Origin of the sequence: Enterococcus sp. DIV0876, from assembly GCF_050529585.1 — a bacterium.
Classification (GTDB): domain Bacteria; phylum Bacillota; class Bacilli; order Lactobacillales; family Enterococcaceae; genus Enterococcus_D.
In genome coordinates, this window is the sequence record NZ_CP172882.1 from 245,547 (window position 1) to 265,044 (window position 19,498).

16 protein-coding genes are annotated in these 19,498 nt (G+C 42.9%); 14 read left to right on the forward strand and 2 right to left on the reverse strand.

What is annotated here, in order from left to right:
- Positions 1 to 113: 113 nt before the first annotated feature.
- Positions 114 to 302: a 50S ribosomal protein L28 gene (gene rpmB / locus IGI41_RS01275; protein ID WP_003128045.1), complete on the reverse strand. Its 189-nt coding sequence runs from the start codon at positions 300 to 302 to the stop codon at positions 114 to 116.
- A gap of 267 nt (positions 303 to 569) precedes the next feature.
- Here rpmB and IGI41_RS01280 point away from each other — a divergent pair, with 267 nt between their 5' ends.
- The 14 genes from IGI41_RS01280 to ftsY all read left to right on the forward strand — a co-directional run bounded on the left by IGI41_RS01280 (position 570) and on the right by ftsY (position 18,810).
- Entirely contained in the window at positions 570 to 932 is a 363-nt protein-coding gene (locus IGI41_RS01280; protein WP_086273315.1) for an Asp23/Gls24 family envelope stress response protein, read from the forward strand.
- Positions 933 to 978: 46 nt separating this feature from the next.
- On the forward strand, positions 979 to 2,661 hold the full coding sequence (locus IGI41_RS01285; RefSeq protein WP_430610804.1) for a DAK2 domain-containing protein: 1,683 nt from the start codon (positions 979 to 981) through the stop codon (positions 2,659 to 2,661).
- A gap of 113 nt (positions 2,662 to 2,774) precedes the next feature.
- A complete protein-coding gene (gene recG / locus IGI41_RS01290; RefSeq protein ID WP_430610805.1) occupies positions 2,775 to 4,805 on the forward strand; it encodes an ATP-dependent DNA helicase RecG in 2,031 nt (676 codons plus the stop codon).
- Between the two features lie 46 nt (positions 4,806 to 4,851).
- Positions 4,852 to 5,871 carry a phosphate acyltransferase PlsX gene (gene plsX, locus IGI41_RS01295; protein ID WP_430610806.1) on the forward strand — a complete coding sequence of 340 codons (1,020 nt, stop codon included), beginning with the start codon at positions 4,852 to 4,854 and terminating at the stop codon, positions 5,869 to 5,871.
- A 107-nt stretch (positions 5,872 to 5,978) separates the two neighbouring features.
- A complete protein-coding gene (gene acpP / locus IGI41_RS01300; RefSeq protein WP_005227129.1) occupies positions 5,979 to 6,221 on the forward strand; it encodes an acyl carrier protein in 243 nt (80 codons plus the stop codon).
- A gap of 319 nt (positions 6,222 to 6,540) precedes the next feature.
- Positions 6,541 to 7,548 carry an ABC transporter ATP-binding protein gene (locus IGI41_RS01305; protein ID WP_430610807.1) on the forward strand — a complete coding sequence of 336 codons (1,008 nt, stop codon included), beginning with the start codon at positions 6,541 to 6,543 and terminating at the stop codon, positions 7,546 to 7,548.
- A complete protein-coding gene (locus tag IGI41_RS01310) occupies positions 7,549 to 8,493 on the forward strand; it encodes an ABC transporter ATP-binding protein (protein WP_430610808.1) in 945 nt (314 codons plus the stop codon).
- A complete protein-coding gene (opp4B, locus tag IGI41_RS01315) occupies positions 8,493 to 9,449 on the forward strand; it encodes an oligopeptide ABC transporter permease (protein ID WP_430610810.1) in 957 nt (318 codons plus the stop codon). Before IGI41_RS01310 ends, opp4B begins: the two co-directional genes overlap by 1 nt.
- 15 nt (positions 9,450 to 9,464) lie before the next feature.
- A complete protein-coding gene (locus tag IGI41_RS01320; protein ID WP_430610811.1) occupies positions 9,465 to 10,382 on the forward strand; it encodes an ABC transporter permease in 918 nt (305 codons plus the stop codon).
- 17 nt (positions 10,383 to 10,399) lie between these two features.
- Positions 10,400 to 12,187 (forward strand): oligopeptide ABC transporter substrate-binding protein, encoded by a 1,788-nt coding sequence (locus tag IGI41_RS01325; RefSeq protein WP_430610812.1) that lies wholly within the window; start codon positions 10,400 to 10,402, stop codon positions 12,185 to 12,187.
- 199 nt (positions 12,188 to 12,386) lie between these two features.
- Complete coding sequence (rnc, locus tag IGI41_RS01330; RefSeq protein ID WP_430610814.1) at positions 12,387 to 13,079, forward strand: ribonuclease III; 693 nt, start codon at positions 12,387 to 12,389, stop codon at positions 13,077 to 13,079.
- Between the two features lie 15 nt (positions 13,080 to 13,094).
- Positions 13,095 to 16,673 (forward strand): chromosome segregation protein SMC, encoded by a 3,579-nt coding sequence (gene smc, locus IGI41_RS01335; protein WP_430610816.1) that lies wholly within the window; start codon positions 13,095 to 13,097, stop codon positions 16,671 to 16,673.
- Positions 16,674 to 16,685: 12 nt separating this feature from the next.
- Positions 16,686 to 17,504 (forward strand): Cof-type HAD-IIB family hydrolase, encoded by an 819-nt coding sequence (locus IGI41_RS01340; protein ID WP_430610818.1) that lies wholly within the window; start codon positions 16,686 to 16,688, stop codon positions 17,502 to 17,504.
- Position 17,505: 1 nt separating this feature from the next.
- Positions 17,506 to 18,810, forward strand: coding sequence for a signal recognition particle-docking protein FtsY (gene ftsY / locus IGI41_RS01345; RefSeq protein ID WP_430610820.1), 1,305 nt, complete (start codon positions 17,506 to 17,508; stop codon positions 18,808 to 18,810).
- 225 nt (positions 18,811 to 19,035) lie between these two features.
- On the opposite strand, the gene IGI41_RS01350 is transcribed toward ftsY, so the two are convergent.
- On the reverse strand, positions 19,036 to 19,404 hold the full coding sequence (locus IGI41_RS01350) for a BlaI/MecI/CopY family transcriptional regulator (protein ID WP_086273328.1): 369 nt from the start codon (positions 19,402 to 19,404) through the stop codon (positions 19,036 to 19,038).
- Positions 19,405 to 19,498 lie beyond the last annotated feature (94 nt).

A 19,498-nucleotide genomic window follows, 5' to 3' on the forward strand; every position in this document is an offset into this window, starting at 1 on the left:
TACCACAAGTAAATCAATTAAAAAAACAATCGCCTATCTAGTTTAATGAAAAAACAAGTGAAAAAAGAGTACAAAAAAAAGACCGTTCCTCAGAACGGCCTGAAAAGGTGTGTTTACACGCGCTCAACTTTTCCAGATTTCAAAGCACGAGTTGACACCCAAACTTTTTTAGGTTTTCCGTCAATCATAACGCGAACTTTTTGCAAGTTAGGTTTCACAGTACGTTTTGTCGCATTCATTGCGTGAGAACGATTGTTTCCACTTGTAGTTTTACGTCCAGTAAAGTAACAAACTTTAGCCATGTGGTTATTTCCTCCTTTGCCTTGATGTTGGAGCGCAATTTCAGCTCATACCATCTGAATTTATCATAGAATGCTGAAAAATGCAAGTGGAATTTCCAAGAAACATTGACTTTTCACGGTAAACATTGTAAATTAAACAAGGTCAGCATAGATAAAGTTCTGCTGTAACGCCCCTTTTCCTATGTCTCATCCTTTTATTTGCAGTACAGCTATGATAAAATATGTAAAGTAGAAAGATGGGAATTTCCCCTTTAAGGAGGCTATATAATGGCTGTAAAAATTCAAACCTCATCAGGTATTATTGAAATCAGCAACGACGTCATCGCAACAGTAGTTGGCGGTGCAGCAACAGATGTATTTGGTATCGTTGGGATGGCAAGCAAGAAACAAATTAAAGATAACATCAATGAAATTTTACGTAAAGAAAATTATGCGCGTGGTGTCGTGATCCGCCAAGAAGAAAACGGCATTGCAGTAGATGTATACACGATCGTCAGCTATGGAACCAAAATTTCCGAAGTGTCCCGCAACGTGCAGGAAAAAGTGAAATACAACTTAGAAACAATGCTAGGTGTATCCGCAAATTCGGTCAATGTATTTGTTCAAGGCGTACGTGTACTGCCAGATTAGGCAAGGGATCCGTTCATGGCGGATGATTTTAAGGAGGACTATCTAAGTGAAGGTAACGAATATCAGCGCAAGTCAGTTTCAAGAAATGGTACAGGCAGGCGCGTCTCGTCTACAAGTAAATGCAGAGTTTGTCAACTCATTAAATGTTTTTCCTGTTCCTGATGGCGACACAGGAACCAATATGAATCTATCAATGACAAGCGGTGCCAAAGCAGTATCTGATGCCACATCAGAAAAAGTCGGCGAATTGGCAGCCACATTATCAAAGGGCTTATTGATGGGCGCGCGGGGGAATTCCGGCGTGATTTTGTCACAATTATTCCGTGGTTTTTCTAAAGCGATCCCGACGGTGGAGACATTGGCTGCACCAGAATTGGCACAAGCTTTTACGCACGGTGTAGAAACAGCCTATAAAGCGGTGATGAAACCAGTCGAAGGTACGATTTTGACGGTTGCCAGGATTGCTGCTGAATACGGTGAAAAGAAAGCCCAAAACAGTGATGACTGCATCGAAGTCATGCAAGCTGTCGTTCACGGTGCCAAACGCGCTTTGGCAAAAACCCCTGATTTATTGCCCGTCTTGAAAGAGGTCGGTGTCGTAGATAGTGGTGGACAAGGTTTACTATTCATTTATGAAGGTTTCTTAAATGCTTTGACTGGCGACTATCAAGCAGATGAAGTGTTTGAACCAACGCCAGCAGCGATGGATGAAATGGTCAATGCGGAACATCATCGCAGTGTCCAAGGCCACATGGCAACTGAAGATATCACATTTGGCTATTGTACTGAGATCATGGTCAAAATCGGTGAAGGACCAACTGTGGATAGTGAATTCGATTATGATACATTCCGTAATTACTTGAACGAATTAGGCGATTCTTTATTGGTAGTCAACGATGATGAAATCATCAAAGTGCACGTGCATACTGAACATCCGGGCGAAGTGATGAATTATGGCCAAAAATTTGGTTCATTGATCAAAATCAAAGTGGATAATATGCGTTTGCAGCATGAAACGATCCTAGAACATGACCATCAAGCACATGAAGCAACACCTGCACCACGTCCTCGGACACCTTATGCAATCATTGCAATTGCGGCTGGCGAGGGACTAAAACAATTGTTTACCAGTCTTGGGTCTGCTTATGTGATCAGTGGTGGACAAACCATGAATCCAAGTACAGAAGATATTTTGTCAGCTGTAAAAGAAGTCAATGCGGACCAAGTGATCATATTGCCAAATAACAAAAATATTTTCATGGCCGCGCAACAAGCAGCGGAAGTGGCAGATGTGCCAGTTGCAGTTGTGGAAACTCGGACGATTTCTCAAGGGATGACAGCAATGCTGGCTTTCCATGAACAATCAAGTCTTGACGAGAACAAACAAGCGATGACAGAAGTCCTTGCAAGTGTGACAAGTGGTTCTGTGACCCATGCGATTCGCAACACTTCCATTGATGGTATTGAAATCACTGAAGGTGATTTCTTAGGTATGGTTGATGGCAAGATCGTTGTATCAGTACCAGATCGTTTTTCTGCTTCTATGACGACATTACAAAAAATGATCACAGAAGATACAGAAATCGTGACGCTTATGATTGGTGAAGAAGGCAAAGCCAAAGAAGCAAACAAAATCGAAGAAGCGATTTTAGCACTACACCCAGAGATCGAAGTGGAGATCCATCAAGGAGATCAACCAGTTTATCCGTATCTCTTCTCAGCAGAATAACAAGCATTGGCAGGCGGGGGCAAAAGTCGGACAACGATTTTTGCGCCGCCTTTTTGTCTGATTGGAAGCAACCGCAATCTGCACAAACGAATAACAGATGAAAGGAGATATCTATGCTGAAGCAACCATTGACTGTGCTGAAAGGCGTCGGCGAAAAGCGCGCCCAAGATCTTGCGCGTCTAGGGATCGAAACCATCGAAGATTTATTGAAATACTATCCTTTTCGATATGAAGATATTCAAGAACGGCAACTAGCAGAGATCCAAGACCAAGAAAAAGTCACGATCAAAGGCATCGTTGTCTCACCACCGGTGGTCAATCGATTTGGCTATAAGAAGAGCCGTCTGCAATTTCGCATGATGCAAGACCATGACGTGTTCAATGTCTCGTTCTTTAATCAACCTTATCTAAAGGACAAAGTGGAATTATCAGAAGAAATTGCCGTATATGGCAAATGGGATGCCAACCGCAAAGCTTTGACTGGGATGAAAATCATTGGCAGCAAAAGCGATGAAGAGTTTGCGCCAATCTATCACGTCAATAAATCAGTGCGCCAGAGTGTCTTGATTGAACTGATCAAACAAGCATTTGCCGATTTTGGTGATCAAATTCCCGAAATCTTACCGCAAAGTTTGATTGAGAAATATCGCTTGATGAATCGTGGAGCAGCGATGTTTGCGATGCATTTTCCCAAACAACCACAGGATAGTCATCAAGCCAAACGCCGGGTCATTTTTGAAGAGTTTTTTCTTTTTCAAATGCAGATCCAAGGATTAAAACGCAGTGAAAAAGATGCAAAAAATGGGTTGGTGATCGATTATGACGTGCAACGTCTCAAACGATTTACCCGCCAATTGCCCTTTGAACTGACAAATGCCCAAAAACGGGTCACCAACGAGATCTGTCATGACTTAAAGAGTCCGCTGCATATGCAACGGCTGTTGCAAGGGGATGTGGGAAGCGGCAAAACAGTCGTTGCGGCGATTGCCTTATATGCTACGATGACTGCAGGGTTTCAAGGTGCGCTAATGGTGCCCACAGAAATCTTGGCGCAACAACATCTTGAAAGTTTGAATCAATTATTCGATCCGTTGGAAGTTCGCACTGCCCTTTTAACAGGGTCGACAAAGACCAAAGAACGCCGTGCGATCCTTGCTGAATTAGCTGCTGGAGAGATCGACATTGTTGTGGGGACCCATGCACTGATCCAAGAAGGCGTCGAATTTGCCCATTTAGGTCTGGTGATCACAGATGAACAGCACCGATTTGGTGTGAATCAGCGAAAAGTATTGCGGGAAAAGGGGTATTCTCCAGATGTCTTGTTTATGACTGCGACCCCAATTCCGCGGACTTTAGCGATTACCGCATATGGTGAAATGGATGTCTCGATCATTGATGAAATGCCAGCCGGGCGCATACCGGTTGAGACCCGCTGGGTACGGCCGCCTCAGTTTGAATCGATACTAGAGTGGGCCCAAAGAGAATTGGCAGCAGGACACCAAATGTATGTGATTTGTCCGCTGATCGAAGAATCTGAAATGTTGGATGTCAAAAATGCGACGGAGATTTTTGAGCAGTTGCAAAGTTACTTTGCACCGACGTATCAAGTCGGGATGCTGCATGGCAAAATGAAAAACCATGAGAAAGATGCAATCATGGCTTCTTTCAAAGAAAATGAGTTGCAGATTTTGGTCTCGACGACTGTCATCGAAGTCGGCGTCAATGTACCAAATGCCACGGTCATGTTGATCATTGATGCGGATCGCTTCGGGTTGGCCCAGTTGCATCAATTGCGGGGACGTGTCGGCCGCGGCGCAGATGCTTCCTATTGTATCTTGATTGCTAATCCTAAGAATGAAACCGGCGTTGCCCGAATGAAGATCATGACTGAGACCACCAATGGTTTTGTCGTTAGTGAAAAAGATTTGGCTTTGCGTGGACCAGGAGAAGTCTTTGGCAACCGTCAGTCTGGGTTGCCCGAGTTTGCTGCTGCCGATTTGGTGGCGGATGCCCATATATTAGAAGTTGCTCAAGTGGAAGCAACTGAATTGTGGCAAAAACAAAACTGGCAAGTGTTGCCAGAGTATCAAGCGTTAGCTGCCTATTTGACAGCCCAAAAAGCTGATAAACAGTTTTTTGATTGATAAATTATGCTATACTAATGAAGAAAATGAAGGGAGTGGCAACGACATGCGAATTGCCGTCGATGCAATGGGCGGGGACAACGCCCCAAAAGCCATCGTGGAAGGTGTCATGCTGGCAAAAAAAGATTTTCCAGATATCGAGTTTCAATTATATGGAAAAGAAAATGAAATCAAAAAATATGTGACAGATGAAAGTCAAATCACAATTATTCATACGGATGAAAAAATCAATAGTGATGATGAACCAGTCAAAGCGATTCGACGGAAGAAAACGGCCTCAATGGTGTTAGCCGCACAAGCTGTAAAAGAAGGACGCGCGGATGCAATTTTTTCTGCAGGAAATACTGGCGCTTTGTTAGCAGCAGGTCTGTTTATCGTCGGACGAATCAAAGGAATCGATCGCCCTGGCTTGATGTCGACGATGCCTGTGATTGGTAAAGATGCTGGGTTTGATATGTTGGATCTCGGGGCCAACGCAGAAAACAAACCGGAACACTTGGTGAATTACGCTGTGTTAGGTTCTTTCTATGCACAAAAAGTACGGGGAATCAGTAACCCCCGTGTAGGCCTCTTGAACAATGGTACAGAAGAAACCAAGGGTAGCGAATTGACGAAGAAAGCCTTTGAATTGCTGTCTGCGGAACCGTCGATCCATTTTATTGGCAATGTCGAAGCCAGAGAACTGTTGAATGGGGCGGCAGATGTTGTTGTAACAGACGGGTTTACCGGCAATGCTGTGTTGAAATCGATCGAAGGGACAGCCTTGAATTTGATGGGCTTGTTGAAATCATCGATTCTAGACGCAGGGCTAAAAGGGAAATTAGGGGCAGTTCTACTGAAAGATGCCTTGCGGAATGTCAAAAATGAGATGGATTACGCCAAACATGGTGGTGCTGTCCTCTTTGGCTTAAAGGCGCCAGTCATCAAAACCCATGGTTCCACAGGACCAGAAGCTGTGGCCTATACGATCAAACAGATCCATACAATGCTCGCTACGGATGTGGTTGCGCAATTGGTTGCTCATTATGAATCAGACGCAGCAACGTCAGCTTCGCAATCGGAGTGACATCATTGTAACAAAAATGCAAAAAAAACTAGACAAATACTTGTCAAAGCAGTACAATGTTTCTTAGCCATTCTATGTTTTGTGCAAACGCGTGGAGGTGAAGCCAGTTGACACGAGATGAAGTATTCAAGAAAGTAGCAGTCGTGATCGCCAATCATTTTGAGATTGATGCCGAGAACGTGACAGATACAATGAGCATTAAAGACGACTTGAACGCTGATTCGATCAGTGTGATGGAATTCGTCCTAGAACTAGAAGATGAATTTGGTACCGAAATTTCAGATGAAGATGCCGAGCAGATCGAAACAGTCGGTGGAGCGGTTGATTATATTTCAAGCCATCTTGCTTAAGACAGTTTAAAAGAGCTAAGTCCTAGATGACTTGGCTCTTTCTTTACTCTTTTCTTCAAGAAGGGCACCTTTTATACAGTTTTGCAAAACCATTCATCTAAGGAGAAAATGCTGACATAGAGATGTTGCCAGTCTAGTATAAGTATTCTGAAAATTCAGTGTTTTAATTTGAGTAGGGCTTGCATTATGAGAGGCATTTCTATATAATTATTAAGAATATATTATACAATGTTAAGAAAGCTTTCGGAATTCATTCGTTTATTCCTAGTTTTTTATTAGCACTTGCACGTCATCTTAGAAAGTAGAGAGGGGTATTCGATTGTCCAGAGATAATCAGTTACTAGATGTTCAAAACCTTCATACAGGTTTCCGTATTAAAGATGATTACTATGATGCAGTAGATGGTGTTTCGTTTACACTAGACCGCAATGAAATATTAGCGATCGTTGGAGAGTCAGGCTGCGGAAAAAGTACATTAGCAACCACTATTATGGGATTACATGATCCTAACAACACCAAAATCACGGGTGAGATCTTATATAAAGATCTAAATTTATCCAATTTAAATGAAACACTGTATAACAAAATTCGCGGAAATGATATTGGGATGATTTTCCAAGATCCTTTGTCTGCATTGAACCCATTGATGCGCATTGAAGATCAAATCAAAGAAGGTTTGTCTTATCATACGGATATGTCAGCTGAACAACGACAAGCGCGCGCATTAGAACTGTTAGAACAAGTTGGGATTCCTAATCCACCGCGAGTGGGTCGCCAGTATCCTCATGAATTGTCTGGCGGTATGCGGCAACGGGTCATCATTGCGATCGCGATTGCGTGTAAACCACCAATCATTATTGCCGATGAACCAACGACTGCCCTTGACGTAACGATCCAAGCACAAATTTTGGACTTATTAAAAGATCTGCAAGAAGAAACCCAAACAGGGATCATTTTGATCACCCATGACCTTGGTGTCGTTGCAGAGATGGCAGACCGTGTAGCCGTGATGTACGGTGGACAATTTGTTGAAGTGGCAAGTGCAGAAGAATTGTTTTCAAATCCGAAACATCCTTATACACGCTCGTTGCTGAATTCTATTCCACAAGAGAATTCACAAGATAGTGAACTCCATGTAATCGAAGGTGTGGTGCCTTCATTGAAAAATATGCCAAGAACAGGCTGTCGTTTCGCAGCACGTATCCCATGGATTCCTGCCAGCGAACATGAAGAAAACCCTGTATTGCATGAAGTAGCCCCTGACCACTTGGTTCGTTGTACCTGCTACAAGCATTTCCATTTTAGAGACGAAGAAGGAGAAGTGTAGATGACAGAATTAATTACAATCAAAGATCTGAAAGTCCACTATCCGATTCGCAGCGGGTTTTTCAACCGTGTGACTGACTTTGTTTATGCGGTAGATGGCGTGGACTTTGTGATCGAAAAAGGCAAGACTTATGGATTGGTTGGTGAATCTGGTTCTGGTAAATCCACCACCGGTAAAGCCATCGTCGGATTAGAAAAAGTGACTAGTGGCGGCATCATTTACGAAGGGCAAGATGTGACCAAACGTTCAGTCCGTAAAAAGATGAACTACAATAAAGATGTCCAAATGATTTTCCAAGATTCAATGTCCAGTTTGAACCCTAAAAAACGGGTGATAGATATTATTGCTGAGCCGTTACGTAACTTTGAACGGTTAAGCGATCAAGAAGAAAAACAACGGGTCAAACGTCTTTTAGACATCGTAGGGATGCCAGAAGATGCGTTGTACAAATATCCCCATGAGTTTTCTGGTGGGCAGCGTCAACGTTTAGGTGTTGCACGAGCAGTTGCGTCAAACCCTAAATTGATCGTCGCGGATGAACCGGTTTCTGCGTTAGACCTTTCGGTACAAGCGCAAGTATTGAACTTTATGAAACGGATCCAGCAAGAATTTGGCTTAAGTTTCTTATTTATCTCCCATGATTTAGGTGTAGTCAAACACATGTGTGACAATATTGCCATCATGTATAAAGGGCGTTTCGTTGAAATCGGCTCTCGAGAAGATATCTATCAAGACCCACGCCATATCTATACCAAACGTTTGCTATCAGCCATTCCTCAAATCGATGTGAAAAATCGTGAAGCGCACAAAGAAAACCGCCGTCGTGTGGAACTAGATTATGTGACGCATCAAAAAGATTATTATGACGAAACTGGTCGGGTGTATGATTTGCGGACGATTACCGCATCACACCAAGTCGCATTGAAAAATGGGGGTGCTGAATAATGTGGAAAACAATTCTACGTCGTTTGTTGTTGATGATCCCTCAAGTCATTATTTTAAGTATTTTGATTTTCTTGATCGCCCAAGCGATGCCAGGGGATCCATTTACCGGGTTGATCAATCCAAACCAAGATCCAGCCGTGATCGAACGGATGCGGGAAGCTGCCGGTTTGAATGATCCATGGTATACCCAATATTTCCGTTGGATCGGCAACGCCATCCAAGGTGATTTTGGTCAAAGTTTCATCTATAAACTACCAGTAGCTACGTTATTATCTGGTCGTATCAGTAACACATTGTGGCTATCGCTGCTTACAGTTATTTTGACTTATGTGATCGCGATTCCTTTAGGTATGTGGGCAGGTCGTTATCAAGATTCATTGATTGATAAGGCTGTAGTCATTTATAACTTCTTCAGCTTTGCCGTTCCATTGTTTATCTTTGCTTTGTTGGCATTGTTCATTTTCGGTTACCGATTAGGATGGTTCCCAACAGGTGGCTCCGTTGCACCTGGTCTGAGTGGGATGGATGAGTTTTGGAGTCGTCTATATCACCTGATTCTACCATCGATCACATCTGCTTTATTGGGTACTGCAGTAACGATCCAGTATTTGCGTAGTGAAGTCATTGATTCGAAATCACTCGATTTTGTCCGCACAGCGCGTTCAAAAGGGGTGCCGACGAATAAAGTATTTTCACGTCACGTCTTTAGAAATGCATCATTGCCGATTGCCTCACAAATGGGGTATGAGATCACTTCATTGATTGCTGGTTCAGTGGTTATCGAAAAAATCTTCGCGTATCCAGGCGTTGGTAAATTATTTATTGATAGTATCGTACAACGGGATTATGCCGTGATCACCTCATTGACGCTGATTTTAGGATTAGCAACACTGATTGGTACGTTGCTATCTGATATCATTATGAGTATTGTCGATCCAAGAATCAGAATCCAGTAATAGGAGGGGATAAATATGTCTGAAAAGAAAGAAAAAGATTTAAAACAAGAAAGTATCCCGCCTATGGGATTAAAAATGATTTTTCGCGAATTTTTAAAAGATAAAGTGGCCATTTTCTCTTTGGTATTTTTAGTCGCTGTTTTATTATTCGTGTTTATTGGTTCGGCTATGATAGATCAATCTCAAGTGATGCGTGTCAGCATTCTTGATAAATATGCAGTTCCAGGCGCTGTTTCGCCAAATGGCGGCACCTACCTTTTAGGGGCGGATGAAGGTGGCCGTGATGTTTGGGGACAATTGATCATCGGTGCGCGTAATTCGATCATGATTGGGTTTTCCATTACGATCATTACGTCGATCGTTGGGGTTGGGCTAGGAATCATTTCTGGTTATTATGGCGGTATCATCGATAACATTTTGATGCGGATCGTTGATTTCGTGATGATTTTGCCGATCATGCTGATCATTATCGTTATCGTGTCGATCGTACCTCGTTATGATGTTTGGACCTTTATATGGGTCATGAGTGCCTTTTATTGGGTCGGAAAAGCCCGGCTCTTCCGAAGCAAGACCCTGTCAGAAGGCCGTAGAGATTATGTTAGTGCATCGAAAACATTAGGAACCAATGACTTTGTCATTATGTTCCGAGAAATCATGCCGAACTTGAGCTCATTGATCATCACCAACTTAACAATGAACTTTGCAGCAAATATCGGTATTGAAACAACACTAACATTCTTAGGTTTTGGTCTGCCAACAAATGTGCCAAGTTTAGGTACTTTGATTGGATACGCCAGCAGCGGTGATGTGCTGGTCAATAGACAATGGATTTGGTTACCCGCGTCAATTCTGATTTTAGTCTTGATGTTGAGTATAAATTACGTTGGTCAAGCATTTAAGCGTTCAGCTGATGCGCGTCAGCGGTTAGGATAAATTAAGGAGGATACAGGATGAAGAAAAATATTTTTGGTATGGTCACTCTTTTGTCAGTGGTAGCATTGGCAGCTTGTGGCAGTAACGGCGGTGGGACTGATTCTTCAGGCGGCAGCAGCAATTCAGCTACTGAAACAGAAGATGTCAGCAGCTTCCCAACATCAGTAACAAACGATGCAGATGCAGTGGATGGCGGCACTTTGGATGTAGCAGTCGTGATGGATACGCAATTCCAAGGATTGTTCCAAACAGAGTTCTATCAAGATAACTATGATGCACAATTCATGTTACCAAGTAACGAAAGTTTGTTCTTAACAGATTCAGACTTCAAAATCGTGGATGGCGGGGCAGCAAACTTAGAAATCGATCAAGACAACAATACAGCAACGATCACATTGCGTGATAACTTGAAGTGGTCTGATGGGGAAGATGTGACTGCAGATGACGTGATCTTCTCTTATGAAGTGATCGGAAACAAAGATTACACAGGTATCCGTTATGACAGCAACTTCACAAACATTATCGGTATGGAAGATTACCACGATGGCAAATCTGATACGATCTCAGGGATCACTAAAGAAAGCGACAAAGTCGTAACCATCGAATACAAACAAGTACACCCAGGTATGTTACAAGCAGGTGGCGGTGTGTATTCTTCTGCATTACCAAAACATACCTTTGACGGCGTTGCTATCAAAGATATGGAATCAAGTGACCAAGTACGTAAAAACCCAGTAGTATTTGGGCCTTACGTGATGTCTAACATCGTTGCAGGTGAGTCTGTAGAATATACACCGAACGAATATTACTATGGCGGCAAACCAAAATTAGACAAATTGTCCTTTAAAGCAGTACCTTCTGCATCAATCGTAGAAGGTTTGAATGCCAAACAATACGACATTGCTTTGTCAATGCCAACAGATACGTACCCAACATACAAAGACACTGATGGCTACCAAATTTTAGGTCGTCCAGAACAAGCGTACACGTATATTGGTTTCAAATTAGGTACTTGGGATGCAGATGCCAATGAAGTTGTAACGAATCCAGATGCAAAAATGGCAGACAAATCATTGCGTCAAGCAATGGGTTATGCATTAGATAATGATGCTGTCGGCAGCCGTTTCTACAATGGTTTGCGTACAAACGCAACAACATTGATTCCCCCAGTATTTGGTACATTGCATAATACTGAAATCGAAGGTTATACGTATAACATCGACAAAGCAAATCAATTACTTGATGATGCTGGTTATAAAGATGTGGACGGCGATGGCATGCGTGAAGACAAAGATGGTGAAAAATTAACGATCAACTTTGCTTCAATGTCAGGTGGCGAAACTGCCCAACCATTGGCTGATTACTATATCCAACAATGGAATGAAATCGGACTAGATGTACAATACACGACTGGCCGTTTGATCGACTTCCAAGCATTCTACGACAAACTAGAAAATGACGATCCAGAAATCGATGTTTATCAAGGCGCTTGGGGCACTGGTTCAGACCCATCACCTATGGGATTATATGGTCCAAATGCTGCTTTCAACTACACGCGTTTCTCTTCAGATGAAAACACGAAATTGTTAGAAGCAATCGATTCAACTGATTCATTTGATGATACAAAACGTAAAGAAGCATTTGATGCATGGCAAGAATATGCATTTGACGAAGCATTCGTTATCCCAACACTTTACCGTAATGAAGTATTACCTATTTCAGACCGTGTGAAAGACTTTGACTGGGCTTACGATGTTGACCACAATCCATGGGCAACTGTTTCTGTCACTGCAGAATCTCGTTAATCATTGATAATAGACGTTCCTTTGGGAGCGTCTATTTTTTTGTCTAATCCATGTGATTTGGCGGATATGCTTGCACATATGCGAATGCCATCTAAATTTTTCTTATATACAGTACAAGATTTTAGACGAAACATTTCATAATTCAGTAAAAACCAGTATAATAGGAAAGTGTCAACTAACTAATGAAGGAATGTGGCAAATGAATACACAGCTAACGAAAGAACTGAAAGAAAAGTTTGGTATTGTGTTCCATGATGTTGATTTATTAGAACAAGCTTTTACCCATTCATCTTATGTGAATGAGCACCGCAACTTACACTTGTCAGACAATGAACGATTGGAATTTCTTGGTGATGCAGTTTTAGAGTTGATCGTTTCTCGCTATTTATATCGAGAATTGCCAGATCTGCCCGAAGGCAAGTTAACAAAGCTGAGAGCTGCAATCGTTAGAGAAGATAGTTTGTCTATGTTTGCCAAAGATTGCCGCTTTGATGAATCGATTCGTTTAGGTAAAGGGGAAGAAAATTCTGGTGGACGCAAACGCCCCTCTTTATTATGCGATTTATTTGAAGCTTTTTTAGGCGCATTATACTTAGACCAAGGACTGGAAAGTGTCGATCGCTTCTTGACACAAGTTGTTTTTCCGAAAGTCAAAGCAGGTGCTTTTTCCCATGAGATGGATCACAAAACACGTTTACAAGAAGTTTTGCAAAGGGGTGGCGATGTTGCAATCAACTATCGATTGATCAAAGAAGCAGGTCCTGCCCATGAACGGATTTTTTGGACGGAAGTCTATTGTGACGATGCCTTGATCGGTAAAGGGCAAGGCAAATCAAAAAAATTATCAGAACAAGATGCAGCGGCCAATGCGTTAGCATCCCTGGAACAGTAAGAGAGGAATGGCGGAGTGTATTTAAAACGAATAGAAATTGCCGGCTTTAAATCCTTTGCCGACCGCACAGTCATCGACTTTGAACACCGAGTGACTGCTGTTGTCGGACCAAACGGCAGCGGCAAAAGCAACATTACGGAAGCAATTCGTTGGGTTTTAGGAGAACAATCTGCCAAAAATCTACGGGGTGGGAAGATGCCCGATGTCATCTTTGCAGGATCAGATTCCCGCAAAGCGCTAAACCTAGCAGAAGTAACGATTGTTTTAGACAATAGCGATCACTATTTGCCATTGGATTACAATGAGATCAGTGTGTCGCGACGTTTGAGACGGACTGGCGAAAGTGACTTCTTCTTGAATAAACAATCTTGTCGCTTGAAAGATATTCAAGAGTTATTTATGGATTCTGGATTAGGAAAAGAATCCTTCTCTATCATTTCCCAAGGGAAAGTAGAAGCAATATTCAGCAGCAAACCAGAAGACCGCCGTGGTATTTTCGAAGAAGCGGCCGGCGTCTTGAAATATAAACAACGCAAGAAAAAAGCCGAACAGAAATTATTCGAAACAGAAGATAATTTGAGCCGACTGCAAGACATTATTTATGAGCTAGAAGATCAGCTGGTGCCGCTGGCTGCCCAAAGTGAAGCAGCCAAAAAGTTCTTGGCTTTAAAAGAACAATTAACAACGATCGACGTGGCATATACAGTTATGGAGATCGCGGAAGCCAAAGCAGCTTGGGAATTGGCGAAAACAGAACTGGCAGCGTGTAATCAGCAGTTGGAACAAATTGCCACACGCATCAATCAAGGGGAACTTTCACTGCATGACTTGCGTCAGCAACGTGCAACCTTCGATGAAACCTTGGAGAAAGTCAATCAACAGCTTCTTGATGCAACAGAAGGCTTGACCCAAGCTGAAGGGCAAAAAGAACTATTGGATGAGCGTTCAAAACATACCCAAAAAAGTTCAGCAGAGTATCAAGAAACCCTCGATGAAGTGATTGAACGAGGCAGTGCATTAAGTGACGAAAAAAGTGAATTGATTGCTGCGCTTTCGCAAAAGAACCGTAGTATCCAAGAAGTAGAAGCACTGATTGCAGCAGCGCGTAAAGAACAAGAAAAGTATCAGCGTTCTGCTAAAGAAATCATTGAAGAATTGCGGAGTCAATATGTGGAAGCAATGCAAGAGCAGGCCACAGTGGGCAATGAACTGAAGTATCTTGAACGCCAATACCAGCAAGAAACGGCCAAAAATCAATCTGCATTGACCAAACAAACACAAATGAATACGACGTTGCAGGAAAAAGAAACGGAAGCCGCACTGGTGACCGAACAGCTAACAACAGCGAAAGCTGCGTTAGAAGCGCAACGCACACATTATATTCAAGTACAAGAAAAAGCCCAACACAATCAAGCGCGTTTTGAAGAAGCCCAGAAAAAAATGTATGCATTGATGAATCAAGTCCAACAAGTCCGGGCGAAGCAGCGGAGTTTGCAAGATATCCAAGAAAATTATAGCGGTTTTTATCAAGGTGTGCGTTTGGTATTAAAAAATAAACAACACTTGCAAGGAATCGTTGGCGCGGTGGCGGAGTTGATCGATGTCCCACAAGACTATACTGTCGCGATCGAAACGGCGTTGGGTGCCTCAGCACAACATGTGATCGTGGAGAATGAGCGAGACGCCCGCAATGCAATCACCTATTTGAAAGAAAATCGTGGCGGACGGGCCACATTTTTACCGCTAACAACTATCAAAGCACGGCACTTGCCCGAATATGCCCGGCATCAAGCGCAGCAAGTGGACGGGTTTATCGGTGTCGCTAGTGAACTGGTCGATTCGCCTGACACAGTTCAGACAATCACAGATAATCTTCTAGGCAGTATTTTGATCGCCGAAGATCTGCAAAGCGCCAATGCACTGGCACGGGCTTTGAATTACAGTTACCGCGTCGTTTCTTTAGAAGGAGATGTCATGAATGCTGGTGGTTCAATGACCGGTGGGGCAACCAAAAAGAATGCCGGCAGTCTCTTCAGTCAAAGCAATGAATTGCAGCAATTGACAGCCCAAGCAACGCAATTAGACGAACGTCTGCAAACCACGGAAAAACAAGTACAGCATTTTGAAGCTGCTGCTAAAGAAGCACGGGCAGCCTTAGATACCTTGCGCAGCCAAGGCGAGCAAGACCGTATGACGGCGCATGAATTGCAAAATCGTTTGGATCATCTGGAGCAAGAACTTACCCGTCTGCACAAAGAGCAGCAAGTCTTTGCCTTCGAACACAGAGAAGTACAAGCCTTCTTTGAAGAATATGCCGAAAAGAAACAAGATTTAGAAGAACAGCAACAGCGGCTCGCCGCTCAATTGACAAAAATCGACCAAGACATTCGTCAAATGAATGTCGAAGAAGATTTGATCGAAGAAAAACGACAGCAAGTCGCGGAAGAATTGGCGCGCTTGCAGGCAGATTTCGCCGTCCAAAAAGAACAAACTGCGCATTTGCAGCAAAAAATAGCCGCCAATGCCGAAGCTTCTGCGGAAAACGAAGAACGGCAACGGGTTTTAACGCGCCAAATACAGGCACTTTCCAGTAATGTCAGTCATCATGAGTTTTCTGAGGAAGCTCTTTTGCAGCAAATCAAGGAATATGCTGCAGCCAAGGACACCTTGACGAAAGAATTGACGGATATCCGAACCAAACGGCAAGCGTTGCAGTTAAAAATCGGCACGTTAGATGAAGCGTTGAGCGGTGCCAACTTAGAACAAAAAGAACAGTTGTCCCATAAAACAGCGGTCGAAATCGAAAAAAACCGCAGTGAGTTGGTGATGGACAATCGCCTATTGTACTTGCAGGAAGAATACAACATGACGTATGAAAAAGCTGCGCAAGATTTCTCAGCTATCACGGATGCTGTTGCGGCTAAAGAAGAGATCCAAACATTGAAAGCCGCCATCGATGAGATCGGCCCTGTCAATTTGAATGCGATCGAACAATTTGAGCAAGTCAATCAACGTCATCTGTTCCTAACAGGACAGCGGGATGATCTATTAACGGCTAAGGCACAGCTTTTCGATACGATGTCTGAGATGGATGAGGAAGTCAAAACGCGATTTGGCGAAGTGTTTGATGCCATTCGTCTGCAATTCAAACAAGTCTTCCCCAATATGTTTGGCGGAGGCCACGCAGAATTGGTGTTAACAGACCCTGCTGATTTATTGAATACTGGGATCGAGATCGAAGCCCAACCACCAGGCAAAAAACTGCAGAATTTAAGTCTGCTCTCAGGAGGAGAACGGGCCTTAACGGCTATTGCATTATTGTTTTCGATCATTCAAGTGCGCCCAGTGCCATTTTGTGTGTTAGATGAAGTAGAGGCTGCACTGGATGAAGCCAACGTATCTAGATTTGGTCATTATCTTAGTACTTTCCAAAACGATACGCAGTTTATCGTTGTGACCCATCGTAAAGGTACCATGGAAGCGGCAGACGTGTTGTATGGCGTCACTATGCAAGAGTCCGGTGTATCCAAAACTGTTTCGGTACGTTTAGAAGAGGTCCGAGAAGGTGGCAGTTTCGCAGCCGTACAAGAGTAGAGGAGTAAAGCGATGATTAAATTGATTGCCATTGACTTAGATGGCACGTTATTAAATAGCAAAAAAGAAGTGACGATCCGCAATAAACAAGCGCTGGCTCGTGCGAAAGCCCAAGGGGTCAAAGTTGTTATTTGTACAGGTCGTCCACTACGGGCAATCAGGCCTTATTTAGATGAATTGTCACTAAAAGATGCTGGAGATTACAGTATCACTTTTAATGGTGGTTTAGTGCAAAAAAACGAGACCGGTGAAATCATTGAAAAAGCGGCGCTGCAGTTGGCAGATGTCCATGAATTGATTGCCGTAGCTGAAGGCTTGGACATGCCTTTAGATATCGTATCAGAGGAAATCGTCTTGACTTTGCCGACTTCGGCTGATCATTTGTCGATCTATGGCTCATTGAATCCATTATTGGATTGCCGACCATTTGCCATTGATGCGTTAGATGAGACCAAGTTATATAATAAGGCTGTGATTGCTTACCACCAAGAGGTTTTGGATCCGAAAATCCCTGAAATCCCAGCGGAAGTCAGTGAAAAGTTTGAAATCATCAAAAGCCGCAACAATTTGCTGGAATTTATGCCCAAAGGAATCACCAAAGCCTACGGCATCAGCTTGTTGGCGCAGGATTTAGGTATCGATCAGACTGAAGTGATGGCGATCGGTGATGAAGAAAATGATTTGCCGATGATTCGCTATGCCGGCATTGGTGTGGCGATGGAAAATGCGGTACCGATGATCAAAGAAGCTGCGGATGTTGTGACAGATTCAAATGAAGCCGACGGTGTAGCCAAAGTGATTGAAAAATATGTCTTAACAGGAGGTGTCTAATATGGGATTTTTTGACAAAATCAAAAAAGCGTTGATTGGCGAAACAAAAGATACTGAAGAAGAAAAATTAGATGCACCAGCAGTATCTGATAGCGAAACGCCAGTCCCTGCGAATGAAGACAGTGAATCGGCTACGACTTTACCAGATAATGCTGCTGATGCACCAGCCGATCAAGAAGATGCAGGGATTGATCCGACAAATGCACCATCAACTGATCAAGAACCAATTGAGGCGACAAAAACAGCGGAACCACCAGTTGTTGAACCGAAGGAAAATAGTCAAGAAGCAACTGTCAAAGAAACCATCCCTCCTGTCGTCGATCATCAACCAGTGATGACATCTGAGGCAGATCTGACAGGTAGCAAAACAGAATCTGTTCAAGATAAATACACCAAAGGGCTGAGTAAATCACGCAAAACGTTTGGTCAACGTATGAATGAATTATTTGCTAATTTTCGGACAGTCGATGAAGATTTCTTTGAAGAAGTTGAAGAAACTTTGATTGGCGCCGATGTAGGGTTTGATGCAGCGATGAAAATCGCCGACGCGTTAAGACAAGAAGTCAAATTACGCAATGTCAAAAAGACTGCTGATGTACAAAATGTCATTATTGAAAAGCTGGTGGATCTTTATGGAGAAGCCGGCGTAGATGAAGTCAATACACTGAATATGCAACCCGATTTGACAGTCATTTTATTTGTGGGTGTCAATGGTGTCGGAAAAACCACAAGCATTGGCAAATTAGCCCATCAATTCAAAGCAGAAGGCAAGAAAGTTTTGCTGGCAGCCGCGGATACCTTTCGGGCGGGTGCCATTGATCAATTGGTGGTTTGGGGTGAACGGGCTGGTGTCGAAGTTGTCCGAGGCAATGCTGGTGGCGATCCAGCTGCAGTCGTTTTTGATGCGATGGAACGTGCCAAAGCCGAAAACGCGGATGTGTTATTGGTAGATACAGCTGGACGTTTGCAAAACAAAGTCAACTTGATGAACGAATTGGAAAAAATCAAACGGATCATCCAACGGGTCGATCCAAGTGCGCCACATGAAGTTTTGCTGGTGCTGGATGCGACAACAGGTCAAAATGCCATGAATCAAGCCAAACAATTCAAAGAAACAACAGACGTGTCGGGTCTGGTCTTGACCAAATTAGACGGAACGGCCAAAGGTGGTATTGTGCTAGCGATTCGCAACGAGTTGCACTTGCCGGTCAAATTGGTTGGTCTAGGGGAAGGAATCAACGACCTAGAGCCATTTGATCCAAATGAATTTGTTGTAGGGCTATTCAAAGGATTGATCAAAGACTAAAAAGAAGAGCCGTGTGTCGGGAAATTCCCAATACATGGCTCTCATTTATTGCGGTTAAACCTGTTATGGTAAGTTGAAGAATAGATAACCAATACTGCAATCCAAGATGAAAATCCATTACAGCAAAGACAAAAGATACCTCGCAAACAAGTGTACACAGACCGAGCATTTCAAGAAACAGTCTTTGACAAACGTGGTTTGCAGGTGACGGCAAGGGCAAGGGTATTACTTTGTTAGTTCTCCTTGACGGTCTTTGATCAATTTTTCTAGTTCATTCAAAGTGTCGATCTCTTTATTGGTTTCAATAAAGTTGGTGATCAAGTTTAGTAACGATTGTTCAGATAACTCAGCAGCAAGGAAATCTTCTTGCGTTACGTTTGGCGCGTACAGGCGCGTCAAGACCGTGCCGCTGTAGCCGATATCTGCTACTTTCAATAAATCGTGGTTTTTTAACTTGCGTACCACAGCCTGAATCGTATTCTTGCTTAGATCTTGCTGTTGAACAGCAATGTCATTGGCAGACAACGGTTTATCTGCATTCCAAAAAATATTCATGATTTGGCGTTCGCGTTTGGTAAGGTTAAGTGGTTTCATTCACTATTCTTCCTTTCAAAAAAGAGTAATATAGACATAATAATTTACTGTTATATATTCAGTATACTTTATTTTGTAGGTAAATATCAAATTT